We start from the raw sequence: 17,184 nt of genomic DNA on the forward strand, positions 1-17,184 counted from the left end.
TTGATACATCAGGTTTTTCGCCAGACGCTCTAATCCAGCACCCGCGCCTCATCAATCAGCATCACCGGAATACCGTTGCGAATGGGATAGGCGAGGTTCGCAGTCTCCGAAATCAATTCCTGACGCTCTTGATCGTATTTCAGCGTCTCATGGCTGCGCGGGCAGATCAGCGCTTCGAGCATGCGGCGGTCAAACACCACTTCGGTCTCGCTCACTGCATCATCTCGCTCTCTTGCCCACCGCGCAACTGGTATTCCATCAGCGTCACCAGCGTCTCGCGGCGGGTAGTCAACGATGGGGCTTCTAGCAGTGCCTGTTTGTCTTCAGGATCAAAATCAAGCATCATCGACAGGGAATTGACCAGCAATTCGTCATCCGCTTCTTTCAGGGTTTCCCAGTCAGCGGACAACTGACGCGCATCAAAGTACCGCTCCAGCAGCTTCAGGAAACCTTGCCTCTGGAACGCTGTATCGGTTTCATCCGGGCCAAGGTCCCGATCGAACCCATCCCACACGACATCGCAGCGCCGATAAGGCGTAAACCCTTCAATCTCCTTGACGACGCGAAAACGCGACACCCCTGCGAGCGTGATCAGATAGCGGCCATCTTCGGTCTCGGAAAATTGCATGATCCGCCCCGCACACCCGATGGTGTGCAACCCGGTTCCGCCACGGCCCGGCACCTCATTGGGCTGTATCATCCCGATCAGCCGTTCACGCGTCTTCAGCGCGTCCTCCAGCATCTGGAGGTATCGCGGCTCGAAAATATGCAGCGGCAACCGGGACCGGGGCAGCAGCAAGGCACCACCCAGGGGGAAGATTGCGATCGTGTCAGGCAATTCGGAGGCTTTTATCATACTTGGGAACCTAGCCCGCCCGAACGATCAGGCAAATATGATGGAACTGAGTTTGCGCCGCCCGTTCAGAACAATCGGATCATTCGGCTTAAGTGCCTCGAATATCGTGAACAATTGCGCCTTGGCCGCGCCGTCATTCCATTCCTGGTCACGTCGGAAAAGTTCCAGCAACTCCGCAACGCCGCCCTCCACATCGCCGTTCGCGTGCAGGGCCTGCGCCAGATCGAAGCGCGCCTGATTGTTGTCCGGGTCTGCCGCAACGGCGGCTTTCAACTCGTCAACCGGCCCGGCCCCCTCGGCCTGACGGGCAAGTTCCAGCTGCGCAAAGGCCGCTTCCAGCTCCGGGGCTTTCGAAATCTCCGCCGGGGCACCGTTCAAAATCGCCTCCGCCTGATCCAACTCGCCCATCGCGATATGCGCCCTCACCATGCCGCCATAGGCCGCTGCGTGTTTCTCATCCTCGCCCAATACGGCGGCAAAGGTCTGCGCCGCATCCGCCGCCGCCCCCTCGGCCAGCATTTCCTCTGCCGCAGCCACCGCATCTGCCAGACCATCGCCGGGCGCTTCACCGCCCGTGGCTTTCACCACACGGTCCACAAACGCCTTGATTTCGGATTCGGGCAACGCCCCCTGAAACCCGTCAATCGGCTGCCCTTTGGAGAACGCATAGACGGTCGGGATAGACTGAATCTGCAACTGCCCGGCGATCATCTGGGCTTCATCCACGTTGATCTTGACCATCTTGACCGCGCCCTTGGCCGCCCGCACCGCAGCTTCAAGCTGGGGACCAAGCGTTTTGCAGGGTCCACACCAGGGGGCCCAGAAATCTACGATCACCGGCACCGTCTGGGACGTATCAACCACATCCGCCATGAACGTGGCTTCGGTTGTGTCCTTGATCAGATCATCCGCTGCGGGTGCAGCACCCAAATTCAGGTCCATCATCGTGTTATCCTTCCGCCTGCGCGTCTAGCGTTATATGGGAGGCAAATTGCTTTTTCAAAGGTCAAATTGCGCAAAAACCGGGGCGTGATCACTGGGCTTTTCCCAGCCCCGCGCACCGCGAAGGATGCGACTGTCGTGACCCGCTGCGGCGATGTCCGATGTAGCCCAGACGTGATCCAGCCGCCGCCCCTTGTCCGCCGCATCCCAGTCCGCAGCGCGGTAGGACCACCAGCTATAGAGCCTGCCTTCGGGAATGTCCTGCCGGGTGATATCGACCCAGCCACCGGCGTCTTGCGTTTGCGCCAGATGCTCAACCTCGATGGGCGTGTGGCTGACCACCTTGAGCAGCTTTTTGTGATCCCAGACATCGTCTTCGCGCGGGGCGATGTTCAAATCACCCACAAGGATTGATTTTTCGGGCTTTTGCGCATGAAACCAGTCGCGCATTTCCGTCAGATAATCGAGTTTCTGACCGAATTTTTCGTTCACTTCCCGGTCCGCCACGTCTCCGCCCGCTGGCACATAGAAATTATGCACCGTCACGCCGTTTTCCAACCGGCCGGCAATATGGCGCGCGTGCCCCAAACCCGCGAAGTCTTCGGCGGCGGCTTCCTGCATCGGGATTTTCGAAAGGATGGCCACCCCGTTGTACCCTTTTTGCCCGCGTGCCACGACATGCCCGTATCCTGCGGCGGCGAAAGCCTCCAATGGCATCTTGTCGACCGGGCTTTTGCATTCCTGCAAACACAGGACATCGGGCAATTCCTCGGTCATGAGTTTCAGCACCAGAGCTTCGCGCAACCGCACAGAATTGATGTTCCAGGTTGCCAACGAGAACGCCATAGAAAAACTCCGCCATCTAGATTCTGCGGCACCCTAAACACTGCACGCCGCTGGCACCATGCCCAACCGTGACGGATCGTGTTTTCTTTTCCGGGGGAGGGGTGCAACCTGTGGAGCGGGCAAAAAAAGACCGGGCATAAAGCCCGGCCAAGTCCAACAGGGAGGTGCATGTCATGACCCGGACATGCGCGGGTTCTCTATGGTGTAGCAAAGTATGGTTAACAGCGTCTTGATTCATATCAAAAACGGTAAGAAATCTCTTACGCCATTAGTCTGTATCCACCGGATTCTGTCACAAGCAGCCGTGCATTCGAAGGATCGGGTTCGATTTTCTGACGCAGGCGGTAAATATGCGTCTCCAACGTATGTGTCGTGACCCCGGCGTTATACCCCCAGACCTCGTGCAAAAGCACATCGCGTGCCACAACACCTTCGGTCGAGCGGTAGAGGAACTTCAGAATATTGGTTTCCTTTTCCGTCAGGCGGATTTTCTTTTCATCTTCGGTGATCAGCGTCTTCATCGCGGGCTTGAACGTATAGGGTCCAAGCTGGAACACCGCGTCTTCGGACTGCTCGTGCTGTCTGAGCTGGGCACGAATCCGTGCCAGAAGCACCGGAAACTTGAAGGGTTTGCTGACATAATCATTCGCGCCTGCATCCAGCCCCAGAATCGTATCGGCATCGCTGTCGTGCCCGGTCAACATCAGGATCGGGCTTTTCACGCCCTGTTTGCGCATCAAACGGCATAATTCGCGACCGTCCGTATCCGGCAGTCCCACGTCAAGGATCACCAAGTCATACAACGCCTCCTTGGCCCGCACCATCGCATCCGCACCATTCGCCGCCTCAAAGACATCAAAGTCTTCGGTCATGATCAACTGTTCGCTCAGCGCATCTCGCAGATCATCATCATCATCCACCAACAGGATTTTCTTTAACTGTGCCATCTGACGCCTCCGTTTCACTTCCTAAGACTTGTGCATTTCACAGCGATCTCACAAGCTTATGCGCAACCGCCTCACGGCCTCGTGTTACAAAGCCGTCCAAATGTTTCAATTCCGTCCGAATTACCCTAGATCGAGGCATGAAATGTCAGGCATTGTAACATCATGAGCTTCTCACCCGACCAAAATGAATTGATAGCCCGCGCGCGCGCGGACCTGCGGATGGGCGTACCCGTCGTGATTGACGGCGCGACGCCACTGCTTGCAGCCCCGGTGGAAACGCTCAATGCCGCGCGGCTGGGTGATGTGATGGCCCTGTCGCAAGATGCGGTTCTGGTCATTACCGCACGCCGCGCCGCGACGCTCAAGGCGGCCGCCTATGATGGCGATCTGGCCCGGGTGAAACTGTCCCCCGATGCGACACTGGCCTGGGTGAACGGGGTCGCGGACCCGGCGGGTGATCTGATGAACCCGATGAAAGGGCCTCTGGCCTGCGCGCGCGGTGGGGACGCCGAAACGCACCGCTTTGCCATTCAACTGGCGAAAGCCGCGCGCTTGTTGCCAGCGGTTGTCTGCGCCCCGGTGGACAATGCGCCGGCCTTTGCGCAGGCGCATAACCTCGTGTGTCTCGCGGCGCAAAGCGGACAGGCGATGCTGGATGCCTCAAGCCCCTTGCACGCGGTGATCAGCGCGCGCCTGCCGATGGAGGTATCAGAGGCCGGGCGATTGCATGTGTTCCGGCCCGAAGACGGCGGTGAAGAGCATTACGCCATTGAAATCGGCAGGCCGGATCGCGCCGCCCCGCTGCTGACAAGGCTGCATTCCGCCTGTTTCACCGGGGATCTGATGGGATCGCTCAAATGCGACTGCGGTCCACAGTTGCGCGCCGCCCTCGCGCAGATGGGAGCGGAGGGGAACGGCGTGCTTCTGTATATGAACCAGGAAGGGCGCGGCATTGGTCTGGCCAATAAAATGCGGGCATATTCCTTGCAGGATCAAGGGTTTGACACGGTCGAAGCCAACCACCGGCTCGGGTTTGAGGATGACGAACGCGACTTTCGCCTCGGCGCCGCAATCCTGAAATCCATGGGGTTTTCCAAGGCGCGGCTGCTGACGAACAACCCGCGCAAGGTCGCCATGATGTGCGAAAACGGCATCGACGTGACCGAACGTGTGCCGCTTCATGTGGGCGAGAACGCGCATAATCACGCCTATCTCGCGACGAAAGTCGCCAAATCGGGCCATCTGAAATGAAGCCGGATGATATGGTTGTCACGCCTCGGGGCCTGCGGTTTCAGGGGCAGCTCTTTCCCTGCAGCATCGGGAAAACCGGCATCACCCGGCGCAAGAAAGAAGGGGACGGGGCCACCCCCACGGGCATTCACCGGATTGTCGGCATGTTGTACCGCCCGGACCGGATTGCAAAACCCGCAGACTGGGCCTTGCCCATCGGGCTGAATGATCTGTGGTCAGATGATCCGGGGCATGAAGATTACAACATGATGGTACGTGCACCCTACTCGCACAGCCACGAAAAACTGCGCCGCGCGGATCCCCTGTACGATCTTGTGCTGCTGACCGACTGGAACTGGCCCTACGCAGTCAAAGGACGTGGTTCTGCGATCTTCATGCATCAGTTTCGCCGCCCCGGGTTCCCGACCGAAGGGTGTATTGCCCTGTCGCGCGGGAACTTGCGCCGCATCGCCCCGCGGATCACGCTTCAGACACGGCTGATTGTACCGTAACCCCCGGTCACGCCGGAACGCGCGCCCCGAAGATCGCCGACCCGACGCGGATATGCGTGGCCCCAAAGGAAATCGCCTTTTCGAAATCGTCACTCATGCCCATGCTCAGACCCGCAAGGCCGTTGCGCTCCGCAATCTTGGCCAGCAAGGCGAAATGCAGCGACGCCTCTTCGTCAATTGGCGGAATGCACATCAAGCCCCTGACGGGCAGGTCGAGCGCGCGACACTCCGCGATAAATGCGTCGGCGTCGGACGGCGCAACACCTGCTTTCTGCGGCTCTTCCCCGGTGTTGACCTGAACGAACAGCTCCGGGCAGTGCCCTATTTCCTGCGCGAGCCGGGCACAGGTCTTGGCAAGCTTGGGCCGGTCGAGGGTATGAATGGATTGAAACAGATCAAAGGCCTGTCGCGCCTTGTTAGTCTGCAAGGGGCCGATGAGGTGCAGATCAACGCCGTCATGGTCATCGCGAAACGCGGGCCATTTGCCTGCCGCTTCCTGCACCCGGTTTTCACCAAAGCAGCGGTGGCCCTCTTTCAGCACCGCTTCCACCCGCTCATTCGGCTGCACTTTGGACACGGCAATCAGCTTGACCGACCCCCTGTCGCGCCCCGCCTGCGCCACCGCTTTTTCGATACGTTGTGAAATGTCACTCAGGCTCATCATGTCTCTCGTCTACTCTGCATGGACAACATAAACCCGTTGTCCAAAAGAAAAGGGGCGGACCCAAAGGACCGCCCCAAATTCACGATGTTACTTTCAACTTAGAAGTTGAAGATCACACCCAAGTCACCAACGGTATCGCCGAGGCTGTTTTCACCGATACCACCTTGGAGGCGTACACCGCCACCGAGGCTGTGACGGAAGCCGACGGCGTATGCAGTGTCGTCACCTTTGGTCGCTGCGAACGAGTCGTCGCTGTCGAGGCCGTTATCGGATACAACGAAACGAACGTCTGTTGCTGCACCGACTGGTACGGCAACGGATGCACCAAGCGCTACGGAGTCTTGATCATCGCTATCGGCTGCAAGCAGCGAGAATGCGAAGGAGCCGAGGTCGCCGTTGAAGGACAACGCCCAGAAGTCCGTATCGTCGAAGTCACCGCCATCAACGTTACCAAAGGCAGCACCGACACCGAAGTTGCCGAATTTGTAGCCGGCACCGATCTGGTACTCTTCTGTTGCTGAGTCCAGCGCGTTGTCAGAATAAGACGCACCGAATGTGAAATCGCCAACGGTGTAGCTGGTTTTGATCGTTGGATCGATCTCGTCGCCACCGTTGATGCCGCTGATGATGCTACCGGTTACGAAGTTGCTGGATGTTTCAGCAAAGTCTGTAAGGCCGATGCCGTTACCGTAGTAATCAACAACGTCGCCGGAGTCGATCAGGTCGGATGTGTTGCCAAGGAACACGTTGAAGCCGCCGGCGCGTACGCCAAATTCAGGCGCTTCTACGACGTTGCCGCCGCCGGAACCTTGACCGTCGCCGTTGTCGTTGGATTCCAAACGCAGACGTGCGCGGAACTCGACGCCGCCGTCTGTTTCAGTTGTACCAACAACGTTCAGGCGGAAACGCTGGTCCAGCTGTGTGTCGCTGCGATCGCCTGCATCGTCAGCGCCGTCGTTGTAAACGATACCGAAGCGACCGAAGCCGTCGAACGTGATGTCGGCGGCGGCCATTCCGGCTGTCGCGACAAGCATCGTGGATGCCATAAGAATCTTTTTCATGTCTCAATCCCTCAGGGTTAGATAGTGTCTGGGGCGTTTGTGCATCCCGGACGTGTTCATCGTAATGTCGCACGACCCCGCCAATCTCAAGCCAAGACAAAAAAAGTCTCCGAGTTTCCAAAAAGCTGGTGCTGGATTGCCACACCCCCATCAGGCCCCTTCAGAGGACCCATTTGATGCCTGCCGCTTGCGGCACCCCGGCAAGTGAAGTAAGCCGTTGTAAAAGGTCTATCGAGGCGGATTTTCGATGCAGAAGATATGGGTCACACAGATAATTACGGGCATGGCCGTGGCCGCCGCGCTGTCAGGCTGCGGCGTCGCGACTCCCTCGAATGCCGTTATCGGTCCTCAAGCGGGCGACAACTTCACCAGCCAACGCGATAGAAACCGATCGTCCGGCACCACGATCTGGGATGCGTTTCGTGCTGGCGGTGGGGAACAGACCGTCGCAGTGAACAAATACCTTTGGGCCGCATCACTCGAAGTGCTGAATTTCCTGCCCGTTGAGTCGGTTGATCCGTTCACCGGGGTCATCATTACCGGTTTCGGCACACCGCCGGGCAGCGGGCGGGCCTATCGCGCGACCATTCTGATTGATGATCCCGCACTTGACGCGCGCTCCCTGAATGTGTCGCTGCAGACACGCAACGGGCCTGCCAGCGCGCCTGCCGTTCAGGCGGTCGAAAACGCCATCCTTAGCCGGGCGCGCCAGCTGCGCATTGCGGATGATGCGCTCTAACCGGGACTGCACGTTGCAACGATGAAACGCAGCACAGGCCCGATCCAATTCCCGGCGCCGGGCTCCGCACAGATGACGGTTCCCGGCGCTCTCACGTCAAGAAGGACGCCGTCATGACGCGTTACACCCCAGCCGAAATCGAAGCACGCTGGCAAAAGGCATGGCGCGAAAACGAAGTTTTCAAAGCCATCCGCTCCGCAGACAAACCCAAGTACTACGTGCTGGAGATGTTCCCCTACCCGTCCGGGCGCATCCATATGGGACATGTGCGCAACTACACCATGGGCGACGTCATCGCGCGCTATAAGCTGGCGACCGGGCATAATGTGCTGCATCCCATGGGCTGGGACGCCTTTGGCATGCCTGCGGAAAACGCCGCCATGGCCATTGGCGGGCATCCCAAGGACTGGACCTATGGCAACATCAAGGACATGCGCGACCAGATGAAGCCGTTGGGCCTGTCCATCGACTGGTCGCGCGAATTTGCCACCTGCGATCCGGAGTATTATGGCCAGCAGCAGGCGCTGTTCCTCGATTTTCTGGAGGCGGGGCTGGTCTATCGCAAGAACGCAATCGTCAACTGGGACCCAGTGGATATGACCGTTCTGGCCAATGAACAGGTCGAGCAGGGGCGCGGCTGGCGCTCTGGTGCCTTGGTTGAGCGGCGGGAACTCACCCAGTGGTTCTTCAAGATTTCGGATCATTCCGAAGAGTTGCTGAGCGCGCTGGACACATTGGAAAACTGGCCGGCCAAAGTCCGCCTGATGCAGGAAAACTGGATCGGCAAGTCGCGCGGGCTGCAATTTGCCTTTTCGACGATTGACGGACCCGACGGCCATGACCGGATCGAAGTCTACACAACCCGGCCCGACACGCTGCTGGGTGCCTCCTTTGTCGGCATCTCCCCGGATCATCCGCTCGCCAAACTTCTCGAACGCGATAACGACAATGTAGCGGCCTTCTGTGCCGAATGCCGCAAGGGCGGCACCACCGAAGAAGCCATCGAAACCGCTGAAAAGCTGGGTTTTGATACCGGCCTCCGGGTGCGCCACCCCTTTGACACGGCTGCTGAACTGCCCGTTTACATCGCGAATTTCATCCTGATGGATTATGGCACCGGGGCGATTTTCGGCTGCCCCGCACATGATCAGCGCGATTTCGAGTTCGCAACCAAATACGACCTGCCCATTATCTCGACCTTCCTGCCGTCACAGGACGCCGATGAGGTACTGAGCGAAGCCTTCGTGCCGGCAAAAACCGAAAAAGTGTTCTATAACAGAGGCTTTGCCGGGGCGGAATTCCAGACGGGACTAGAGGCGATTGATGCCGCCATCGACTTTTGCGAAAGCAACGGCATCGGTCAGGGCGTCACAAAATACCGCCTGCGCGACTGGGGTCTGAGCCGCCAGCGCTATTGGGGCTGCCCGATCCCGGTGGTGCATTGCGACGATTGCGGCGTGGTGCCGGAAAAGAAAGAAAACCTGCCCATCGAACTGCCCTATGACGTCAGCTTTGACACCCCCGGCAACCCGCTGAACCGCCACCCCACGTGGCGCGACACACCCTGCCCCGCCTGCGGAAAACCGGCGCAGCGTGAAACCGACACGATGGACACCTTTGTCGACAGCTCATGGTATTTTGCCCGCTTCACCGCGCCGCGTGCCGAGACGCCGACCGTCATGGAAGACGCGCAATACTGGATGAATGTCGATCAATATATCGGCGGCATCGAACACGCGATCCTGCACCTGCTCTATTCACGATTCTTTGCCCGCGCCATGCAGATGACCGGCCACCTGCCCCAAAGCGCGATCGAACCTTTCGACGCGCTGTTCACCCAAGGCATGGTCACGCATGAAATCTACCAGACCCGCGACGCAAACGGTCGCCCGGTCTATCATCTGCCCGAAGATGTCACGGATGGCAGACTGGCGGATGGCACCGAGGTGGAAATCATCCCTTCGGCCAAAATGTCGAAATCCAAGAAAAACGTGGTTGATCCGCTGGGCATCATCGCAAGCTATGGCGCGGATACCGCCCGCTGGTTTGTCCTCTCCGACAGCCCGCCCGAACGGGATGTGGAATGGACGGCATCAGGCGCCGAGGCCGCCTTCAAACACCTGACCCGGGTCTGGACCCTGAGCGAACGCATCGGCAAAATGGACAAAGACGCCGCCGGGCAAGGGGATGAGGACCTGCTGCGTGCGATGCATGTCTGTATCCATGATGTGACGATGGGCATCGAATCCTTCGGGTTCAACGCGGCCATTGCCAAGCTCTACGCCTTCACCGCCAAGCTGCAGAAATCCAAGGCAGGCTACGGCGCACAACGCACTGCCATCATGACACTGGCGCAACTGATGTCCCCGATGACGCCGCACCTGGCCGAAGACATCTGGGCGCATCAGGGCGGCGACGGGCTGGTGACAACCGCGCCCTGGCCCAGGGCGGACGAGGCGATGCTGGTCTCCGATACCGTCACGCTGCCGGTTCAGATCAACGGCAAGCGGCGCGCCGAAATCGTCATATCCGCTGATTTAAGCAAGGAAGAAGTTGAAAAAATCGCCCTTGCGGACCCGGCTGTGATACGCTCCCTGAATGGGGCCACCCCGAAAAAGATCATCGTCGTACCGGGACGGATTGTGAATGTCGTCGTATAGCCGCCGCAGCCTGCTTTTCCTGCCCCTCGCTCTGGGGGCCTGCGGCTTTGCGCCGGTCTATGGAACCGGCAGCACCGGCAGCGCGCTGCAAAACGCGGTTGAGGTCAGTGACCCCAATGACGTGGACGGATACCTTGTCGTGCGCCGCCTCGAAGAGCGTCTGGGCCGCGCCGCACAACCCACTTACAAACTGACGCTGGCAGTTGACTCCAAACGCGAAGCGCTGGCGGTGAACCGAAACAGCAACATCAACCGCTACAACATCGTCGGCACGGCGAACTACGTTCTGGTCGAACAGGCGACGGGTCGGGTTGTCACGTCGGGCTCCGTCGATAACTTCACCGGCTCCTCGGCGACAGGCACGACCGTCGCGACGCTGGCCGCCGAACGGGATGCCCGCGAGCGGCTGATGTCCCTGCTCGCAGACCAGATTGTCGTCCGCTTGCTGAGCACCGATCTGACATGAAACTCTCCACCCGCGATGCTGTTTCCTACTTCGCGCGCCCTGACCCGGACAAGACCGGCATTCTGATTTACGGCGCGGACGCCATGCGCGTGGCCCTGAAACGCCAGCAATTGCTGGCCGCGCTTTTGGGCAAGGAGGCCGAGGAAGAAATGCGCCTGACGCGTCTGAACGGCGGTGATCTGCGCAAGGACCCGGCGCTTTTGCTGGATGCTGTCAAGGCCGTGGGGTTCTTCCCCGGCCCGCGCGCCGCCTTCGTGCAAGAGGCCAACGAAAACACGGCCCCCGCAATCCTGACCGCCCTCGCCGATTGGCAGCCCGGGGATGCGCAGATCATTGTGACCGCCGGGGCGCTGAAACCAACCTCGAAACTGCGCAAGGCCTTTGAGGCCCATCCGAACGCCTATGCCGCCGGAATTTACGACAACCCGCCCACACGCGCGGAAATCGAAACGACGCTGGCTGAAACCGGCCTCGCCCTGCCGACAGGTGACGTGATGGCCGCCCTCAGCGATCTGGCGCAGGCCATTGACCCGGGTGATTTTCGCCAGACCATCGAAAAACTCGCGCTCTACAAATTGCACGACCCGGCCCCGATCTCCCTGCAGGACATCGCGGCCTGCGCGCCAACCTCGACCGAGGCGGATGTGGATGATGTCCTGATGGTGGTTGCCGAGGCGCGCGCCCATGAAATCGGCCCGATGATGCAGAAACTGATCGCGCAGGGGGCCAATCCGGTCGGCCTGTGTATCGGGGCGATGCGCCATTTCCGCGCCCTGCACCGGGCGGCCTGTGATACATCCGGCAGGCCGACGATATTTGGCCCCAACCGGGATCGCATGCTGGCACAGTCGCGCAAATGGGGCGCGGCCAAACTGGAAACCGCGCTCACCGTCCTGATGGATACAGACCTGCAACTGCGCTCTGCCGGGCAACATGCGCCGGGCATGGCGCTGGTCGAACGCGCCTTTATCCGCCTTGCCATGCTGGCGCCTCGATAACCGCGAAAGGAAACGCACATGTATACGGTCATCGGCCCCGTCAAATCCCGCGCCATGCGCGTCCTGTGGATGCTCGAAGAACTGGGCGAGGCTTATAATCACATCGACGCCGCACCCCGCTCCGACGCGGCGCGCACATATAACCCATCCGGCAAGGTGCCCGCGCTGCTGGACGGCACGGAGGTGCTGACCGATTCGATGGCCATCCTTACCTATCTGGCGGATAAACACGGCAAACTCACCGCACCGGCAGGCACAATTGCGCGGGCGCGGCAGGATGCGATGACCTTCTGGCTGTTGGATGAATTCGACGCGATCCTCTGGGCCGCAGCAAAGCACAGCTTCGTGTTGCCGCAGGAACAGCGCATGCCAGCGGTCAAGGACTCCCTCAAGGCAGAGTTCAGCGCATCCGCTGATCAGCTGGCCGCAAAACTTGATGGGCCGTTTCTGATGGGTGATCAGCTGACGGTTCCGGACATTCTGGCCTGTCACTGCCTGAACTGGGCTGTCGGTGCCGGATTCCCGCGCGTGGATGACAGACTATTCGCCTATGGCAAAAACCTGCGCCAACGGCCTGCGTTTCAGGCGGCGGCTGCGAGGTAATCCACCGCCCCGCGTCCCGCCCAGCGCCCGGTCGCAAGACATGCGGTTATCAGGTAGCCGCCCGTCGGTGCTTCCCAGTCGATCATTTCCCCCGCACAGAACACACCGGGGCGCGATTTCAGCATCAGACGATCATCCATCGCCGCAAAAGGCACACCGCCAGCGGTTGAGATCGCCTCATCCATCGGTCTGAGGCCATCGTAGCGAACGGCCAGTTTCTTGAGCGTTGCGACCCAGGCCTCGCGCGACGGACGTCCCGCCGCCGTCATCTCGAAGAAGAAGGCGATCTTGGCAGGCGACAGGCGCAGGGTGTTGCGCAGCCAATGCGCCAGCCGCAGCTTGCCCGACTTGCCGGCCAGTTCCGCTGCCAGCTTTTCGGCGGTGCGATCCGGTGCAAGATCCACGAACAAAGGCGCGCCCGCGCGCAAGGCCGGCGTAAGGCTGTAAACCCCGCCACCCTCCAGCCCGGTTTGCGTGATCGCCGCCTCCCCGCGGGAGGACATGCTCCCGGCCTGCCATGCGACCGATTTCAGCGCCACACCGAAATGCGGAGCCATGTGATCGCTCCACCGGATCGACACCGCCGCATTCGACGGCGCAAAGGGGGTCAGCGCGCAGCCCTGCGCCCCAACCGCATCAGCCCATGCGCCGTCCGACCCCAGCCGCGCCCAGCTTGCACCGCCCGTGGCCAGCACGGTAACATCCGCTGTCAATTTTTGCGCTCCAGCGGGTGTCTCAAAAAGCGCTGCTTCCTGATCCCAGCCCAGCCAGCGCCAGCCGGTGCGACGCTCAACCCCCGCTGCATCCAGACGCGCCAGCCACGCGCGCAACAGCGGTGATGCCTTCATCGCCTTGGGAAACACCCGGCCCGTTGAGCCTGTGAACAAATCCTGACCAAGCCCGCGCGCCCAATCCTGCACCGCCTGCGCATCAAAGCGCGCGATCATCGGGCGCAAAGGCGCTTCAGCCTCGAAATAATGCCGCATGAACGGGGCAAAGGCTTCGTCCTTCGTGAGGTTCAGACCCGATTTGCCCGCCATCAGAAACTTGCGCCCCACCGAGGGTTTCGCGTCACAGATGATCACGCGATGCCCCGCCGCGCTGAGGGTTTCGGCCGCCATCAAACCGGCGGGGCCCGCCCCGATCACCAGTGCTGTGCTCACGATGCGAGGTCCGGCACGCCGCCCTTGATCTCCACCACACGCTGCGGATAGGGGATTTCGATGTCATTCTCCTTGAGCGTATTCCAGATCAGGAAAAGCACGTCCGACGTGAATTTGTTCGGCCCGTCGTCAAAGCCGTTGACCCAGAATTCAACCGCGAAATCAATGCCGCTGTCACCAAACCCACGCAACTCGCAATCGGGCGGGTAAGGTTCATTCAGCACACCGGGGTGCGTGGCCACTGCCGCCTCGATCAGCGCGGGCACCCGGTTGATGTCCGTATCATAGCTGACGGAAAACGGGGCCTCATAGCGGTTGGCCGATCCGCTGTCGGAATAATTCACGACCCGAGTGGTGATGAAATCCTCGTTCGGCACCACGATCCAGCGCCCGTCAAAGGTTTCCAGAATCGCCGCGCGCGCGGTCATTTTCACAATGCGACCGGATTCGCCGCCATCCAGTTCCACATAATCCCCAACCGTGGCCTGCCCTTCGATCAGCAGGATCACACCGGAGATAAAGTTCGAGGCGATCTTTTGCAGCCCGAACCCGAGGCCCACACCGACCGCGCCCCCGATAAATGCCAGCGTGCTGAGGTTGATGCCCATGATGTTCATCAACAGCAAAAACGCGATGCCAAAGATCGAAAACTCCACCACCTTGGCGATCAACTGGCGCAGCGACGGGCGCATGTCCTGCTGGCTTTCGATGAATTGCGCACTCTGTCGGTTCGACCACCCGCCGAGCCAGAACAACACGCTGCCCGCGATCAGCCCCCGGATCAGGCTCATCACCGAGAACGAGATGTTGCCGAGGCTTATGGTCGTCTCGGTCAGCTTGGCACTCACCGCATCCAGCAGACCCAGCGCATAGATCGCAGCGATGGGGATCAGCACATATTTCCCCAGCAGCTTCAGCAACGGGTCCGAAATGATGTCCCGCACCAGCGTGCGCACGGCCAGAAACAGGAACACACGTTTGCCAAAGGCGATTACCGCGCCACTGTCGAAAATCGACCGAACGACACTTTCCCCAACCGCAGTGAACACATAGGCCAGCAGCGGCAACAGCAACGGCAGAAACATCAAAACCGTGCGCCGGGACCGCGCGATGATCGACTCCGCCTCCGCCGCCGGGGTCAGCAACCGCGTCAGCGTTCCGCGCAGCCGTGCCGCAGCAATCACCGCCAGCACATAGGCAAGCACCAACAAGGCAAACTGCGACCATGCCGCCGGGCTCAGCGCCCATGACTTCGCGATCTCCCATATCTGCAACGCATAGCCCGCCGCAAGCTGCACAATTTCCGGCTGCCCGGTGAGGTCAAACTCCACAGCCGCCTCCTCTTTATAAATCCACTCATCCGCCTTGCTGTGTGCCTGCCTGTGCCCTTCAGGGCAAGGTAAATGTCTGACCGGGGGCCGCCGCAGGGCAGCGTCAGACAGCCACCCGTGGGCGGCCCGCGGCTTCGACGGTAATCATCGCCTCGACAAAGACCTCTCGCGCCTCAACCCCGGCCGTTTTTATGTCGCGCGTCACGCTTATCTGAATATCAGCCGCCCCCGCCTGCGCGGCATCGGCGCGCGCGCGTTCGGTCAGCCACGCCTCAAGCGCCACCAGAGCGGCATCGCAATCGGTGAAATCCTGCGGCCCGCTGTCAAAATGAACGCGAAACATGCCATCGGATGGCGCGGTCACACTGCCTGCCCGGCGCATTGTCACGCGCCCGACCACTGCACCGATCGCATTCGCCACCCCTGCGTGTGCGGGCAAGACCATTTCGGACCGCACAGCGCGCCCGACCGCCGGATAATAGGTTTGCGCCGACGCCCCAAGCCCCACAATCGGCACATCAAGTGCCGCATCAAACCGCAGCAGACCGCGATGCGCGCGCAACCCCGCCTGCATCAGCCCATGGCGCGCCAGATCGCCCGCTGCGCCGCCGAAATCCGCATTCTCTTCGGCAAAGGCGGCCTCCAGCAGCGCCGTAACCGTCTGCTGCGTGAGTTGATCCACGATCATCTGCGCCATGTCCTGCGCCGTTCGCGCCAGCATCTCACCCGCGCCGGAGCGTCGCCGCGCCAGCAAAACCAACGCCTTGCGTGCGGCCTCGGCATCCCAATCCGCCAGCGTCCCCAGCACATGGCTCGCATCCGACGGGGTGACACCGCCCAATTGCACAAGGCCGCGTTCCACCAACCTGTTGAGCGCGCTGTGCTCAAGGCGGGCGCGCAGAACCGCGCCCAAGGGGTGGATGCCCGTGCCGATCCGATCCAGCAGCGTTGTTTCCCGCGCGCCCAGCCCCTCGGTGGATTGCCCCCGCACAGCTTGCACAAACCGCGCGTCATGCTCGCCCGGTGCTGCGGCGCGCAGGGCAGCGTCCAGGGCAGCATGCACGACCTCGGGCGCGTGATGCGCCATCAGCGACACCGGAATGACCCGGCGCGGCCCCAGCGTGATCGCGCGCGCCAATCCCCCTGACACCATCTCGACCGCGCTGTCCCCGCCAAGGCCTGTGGTGCGCATGGCCACCGCTTCGACCATCGTACGATAGGGACCGACCCGCGCCCCCGCCGGGTCAATCGCCGGGCGACCGTTCCGGAGCAGCGCGATATCCGTCGTCGTCCCGCCAATATCACTGACCAGCGCATCCTGCGCACCCGTCAGCCACCGCGCGCCCACCAGTGACGCCGCCGGACCACTCAGGATCGTCTCAATCGGATGGTGCCGCGCCTGTAGGGCCGAAATCAGCGCGCCATCCCCGCGCACCACCATCATCGGCGCCGTGATGCCAAGGGCGCGCAGCATATCTTCCGCCCGCCCGATCAGCCGGTCAATCATCCCCACAAGCCGCGCATTCAGCAGCGCCGTCATCGCCCGTTTCGGCCCGTTCAGCTTGGCAGATAACGCATGCGACGCGGAAACAGGCCGCCCCGTCACCTCTCCTATCAGCGCGGCAACCTCAAGTTCATGCGCCGGGTTGCGCGTTGCAAATTGCGCCGCGACGGCAAAAGCGCTTACGTCTTTTGCCTGCCCCCTCAGAAACTGGCGGACCTGCTCCAGATCAAGCGCAGCCACCTCAGCCCCCGCATGATCATGCCCGCCCGAACAGATCAGCACCGGGTCGCCTTTCAGCGCGTCACGCAGGCCATGAGTGTCCAGATCACGTTCCTGAAAGCCGATCAGAATCAAAGCGATCCGCCCGCCCTGCCCCTCCACCAGCGCATTGGTGGCCAGCGTGGTCGACAGTGAGGCCATGGACACATCAGCGGGAGCAACCGCCCCGTCACGCAATACCGCCCGCACGGCGGCGCCAATGCCCTCGGCCAGATCGTGCCGCGTGGTCAGGGATTTCGCCGTGGCGATGACCTCTTTTTCATCACGGATCAAAACCGCATCCGTATAGGTGCCGCCCGTGTCCACACCCAGCAAGATCGGCATGCATTCTTCTCCTGTTACCGGGTTCGATCTAACAAAACAAAACGCGCGGTCCCGCCTGT

Annotated in this window: 17 protein-coding genes; 7 read left to right on the forward strand and 10 right to left on the reverse strand. The window is 60.9% G+C overall.

What is annotated here, in order from left to right; genetic code table 11:
* Positions 1 to 29: 29 nt before the first annotated feature.
* From RD1_RS00170 to RD1_RS00190, 5 genes are all read right to left on the reverse strand, one after another.
* The gene (locus RD1_RS00170) at positions 30 to 215 is read right to left on the reverse strand and encodes a Trm112 family protein (protein WP_011566399.1); all 186 of its coding nucleotides are present in this window, start codon (positions 213 to 215) and stop codon (positions 30 to 32) included.
* A complete protein-coding gene (locus tag RD1_RS00175; protein WP_011566400.1) occupies positions 212 to 856 on the reverse strand; it encodes an LON peptidase substrate-binding domain-containing protein in 645 nt (214 codons plus the stop codon). Before RD1_RS00175 ends, RD1_RS00170 begins: the two co-directional genes overlap by 4 nt.
* 27 nt (positions 857 to 883) lie before the next feature.
* Positions 884 to 1,801, reverse strand: coding sequence for a thioredoxin family protein (locus tag RD1_RS00180; RefSeq protein ID WP_011566401.1), 918 nt, complete (start codon positions 1,799 to 1,801; stop codon positions 884 to 886).
* A gap of 54 nt (positions 1,802 to 1,855) precedes the next feature.
* Entirely contained in the window at positions 1,856 to 2,644 is a 789-nt protein-coding gene (locus RD1_RS00185; protein ID WP_011566402.1) for an exodeoxyribonuclease III, read from the reverse strand.
* Between the two features lie 260 nt (positions 2,645 to 2,904).
* Positions 2,905 to 3,591, reverse strand: coding sequence for a response regulator transcription factor (locus tag RD1_RS00190; RefSeq protein ID WP_011566403.1), 687 nt, complete (start codon positions 3,589 to 3,591; stop codon positions 2,905 to 2,907).
* Between the two features lie 162 nt (positions 3,592 to 3,753).
* Here RD1_RS00190 and ribA point away from each other — a divergent pair, with 162 nt between their 5' ends.
* Positions 3,754 to 4,842, forward strand: coding sequence for a GTP cyclohydrolase II (ribA, locus tag RD1_RS00195; protein ID WP_011566404.1), 1,089 nt, complete (start codon positions 3,754 to 3,756; stop codon positions 4,840 to 4,842).
* A complete protein-coding gene (locus RD1_RS00200) occupies positions 4,839 to 5,333 on the forward strand; it encodes a L,D-transpeptidase family protein (protein WP_011566405.1) in 495 nt (164 codons plus the stop codon). Before ribA ends, RD1_RS00200 begins: the two co-directional genes overlap by 4 nt.
* A gap of 7 nt (positions 5,334 to 5,340) precedes the next feature.
* Here RD1_RS00200 and RD1_RS00205 read toward each other — a convergent pair whose 3' ends face one another.
* Both RD1_RS00205 and RD1_RS00210 read right to left on the reverse strand, forming a co-directional pair.
* Positions 5,341 to 5,994 (reverse strand): YggS family pyridoxal phosphate-dependent enzyme, encoded by a 654-nt coding sequence (locus RD1_RS00205; protein WP_171960011.1) that lies wholly within the window; start codon positions 5,992 to 5,994, stop codon positions 5,341 to 5,343.
* A 101-nt stretch (positions 5,995 to 6,095) separates the two neighbouring features.
* Positions 6,096 to 7,058: a porin gene (locus RD1_RS00210; RefSeq protein WP_011566407.1), complete on the reverse strand. Its 963-nt coding sequence runs from the start codon at positions 7,056 to 7,058 to the stop codon at positions 6,096 to 6,098.
* A 247-nt stretch (positions 7,059 to 7,305) separates the two neighbouring features.
* Here RD1_RS00210 and RD1_RS00215 point away from each other — a divergent pair, with 247 nt between their 5' ends.
* The 5 genes from RD1_RS00215 (at position 7,306) to RD1_RS00235 (ending at position 12,524) form a co-directional block, all read left to right on the forward strand.
* Positions 7,306 to 7,797, forward strand: a complete 492-nt coding sequence (locus RD1_RS00215; protein ID WP_011566408.1) for a DUF3576 domain-containing protein — start codon at positions 7,306 to 7,308, stop codon at positions 7,795 to 7,797.
* 113 nt (positions 7,798 to 7,910) lie between these two features.
* A complete protein-coding gene (gene leuS, locus RD1_RS00220; RefSeq protein WP_011566409.1) occupies positions 7,911 to 10,457 on the forward strand; it encodes a leucine--tRNA ligase in 2,547 nt (848 codons plus the stop codon).
* Positions 10,444 to 10,923 carry an LPS assembly lipoprotein LptE gene (lptE, locus tag RD1_RS00225; protein WP_011566410.1) on the forward strand — a complete coding sequence of 160 codons (480 nt, stop codon included), beginning with the start codon at positions 10,444 to 10,446 and terminating at the stop codon, positions 10,921 to 10,923. Before leuS ends, lptE begins: the two co-directional genes overlap by 14 nt.
* Complete coding sequence (gene holA / locus RD1_RS00230) at positions 10,920 to 11,921, forward strand: DNA polymerase III subunit delta (protein ID WP_011566411.1); 1,002 nt, start codon at positions 10,920 to 10,922, stop codon at positions 11,919 to 11,921. Before lptE ends, holA begins: the two co-directional genes overlap by 4 nt.
* An 18-nt stretch (positions 11,922 to 11,939) precedes the next feature.
* Positions 11,940 to 12,524, forward strand: a complete 585-nt coding sequence (locus tag RD1_RS00235; RefSeq protein WP_011566412.1) for a glutathione S-transferase family protein — start codon at positions 11,940 to 11,942, stop codon at positions 12,522 to 12,524.
* Here RD1_RS00235 and RD1_RS00240 read toward each other — a convergent pair.
* The 3 genes from RD1_RS00240 to RD1_RS00250 form a co-directional block, all read right to left on the reverse strand.
* Positions 12,503 to 13,687 carry a TIGR03862 family flavoprotein gene (locus tag RD1_RS00240; protein ID WP_011566413.1) on the reverse strand — a complete coding sequence of 395 codons (1,185 nt, stop codon included), beginning with the start codon at positions 13,685 to 13,687 and terminating at the stop codon, positions 12,503 to 12,505. The genes RD1_RS00235 and RD1_RS00240 overlap by 22 nt on opposite strands.
* The gene (locus tag RD1_RS00245) at positions 13,684 to 15,018 is read right to left on the reverse strand and encodes a mechanosensitive ion channel family protein (RefSeq protein WP_011566414.1); all 1,335 of its coding nucleotides are present in this window, start codon (positions 15,016 to 15,018) and stop codon (positions 13,684 to 13,686) included. The genes RD1_RS00240 and RD1_RS00245 overlap by 4 nt, the downstream gene beginning before the upstream one ends.
* 103 nt (positions 15,019 to 15,121) lie before the next feature.
* On the reverse strand, positions 15,122 to 17,125 hold the full coding sequence (locus RD1_RS00250; protein WP_011566415.1) for a hydantoinase/oxoprolinase N-terminal domain-containing protein: 2,004 nt from the start codon (positions 17,123 to 17,125) through the stop codon (positions 15,122 to 15,124).
* Between the last annotated feature and the right edge of the window lie 59 nt (positions 17,126 to 17,184).

Source organism: Roseobacter denitrificans OCh 114 (assembly GCF_000014045.1).
GTDB lineage: Bacteria > Pseudomonadota > Alphaproteobacteria > Rhodobacterales > Rhodobacteraceae > Roseobacter > Roseobacter denitrificans.

What these genes read in the sequence shown, in the direction of transcription:
- leuS (WP_011566409.1), top strand. Translation starts at nt 7,911, where the DNA reads ATGACGCGTTACACCCCAGCCGAAATCGAAGCACGCTGGCAAAAGGCA.
- ribA (WP_011566404.1), top strand. Translation starts at nt 3,754, where the DNA reads ATGAGCTTCTCACCCGACCAAAATGAATTGATAGCCCGCGCGCGCGCG.
- RD1_RS00210 (WP_011566407.1), bottom strand. Translation starts at nt 7,058, where the DNA reads ATGAAAAAGATTCTTATGGCATCCACGATGCTTGTCGCGACAGCCGGA.
- RD1_RS00180 (WP_011566401.1), bottom strand. Translation starts at nt 1,801, where the DNA reads ATGATGGACCTGAATTTGGGTGCTGCACCCGCAGCGGATGATCTGATC.
- RD1_RS00200 (WP_011566405.1), top strand. Translation starts at nt 4,839, where the DNA reads ATGAAGCCGGATGATATGGTTGTCACGCCTCGGGGCCTGCGGTTTCAG.
- RD1_RS00205 (WP_171960011.1), bottom strand. Translation starts at nt 5,994, where the DNA reads ATGAGCCTGAGTGACATTTCACAACGTATCGAAAAAGCGGTGGCGCAG.
- RD1_RS00185 (WP_011566402.1), bottom strand. Translation starts at nt 2,644, where the DNA reads ATGGCGTTCTCGTTGGCAACCTGGAACATCAATTCTGTGCGGTTGCGC.
- RD1_RS00215 (WP_011566408.1), top strand. Translation starts at nt 7,306, where the DNA reads ATGCAGAAGATATGGGTCACACAGATAATTACGGGCATGGCCGTGGCC.
- RD1_RS00175 (WP_011566400.1), bottom strand. Translation starts at nt 856, where the DNA reads ATGATAAAAGCCTCCGAATTGCCTGACACGATCGCAATCTTCCCCCTG.
- holA (WP_011566411.1), top strand. Translation starts at nt 10,920, where the DNA reads ATGAAACTCTCCACCCGCGATGCTGTTTCCTACTTCGCGCGCCCTGAC.
- RD1_RS00190 (WP_011566403.1), bottom strand. Translation starts at nt 3,591, where the DNA reads ATGGCACAGTTAAAGAAAATCCTGTTGGTGGATGATGATGATGATCTG.
- RD1_RS00250 (WP_011566415.1), bottom strand. Translation starts at nt 17,125, where the DNA reads ATGCCGATCTTGCTGGGTGTGGACACGGGCGGCACCTATACGGATGCG.
- RD1_RS00235 (WP_011566412.1), top strand. Translation starts at nt 11,940, where the DNA reads ATGTATACGGTCATCGGCCCCGTCAAATCCCGCGCCATGCGCGTCCTG.
- lptE (WP_011566410.1), top strand. Translation starts at nt 10,444, where the DNA reads ATGTCGTCGTATAGCCGCCGCAGCCTGCTTTTCCTGCCCCTCGCTCTG.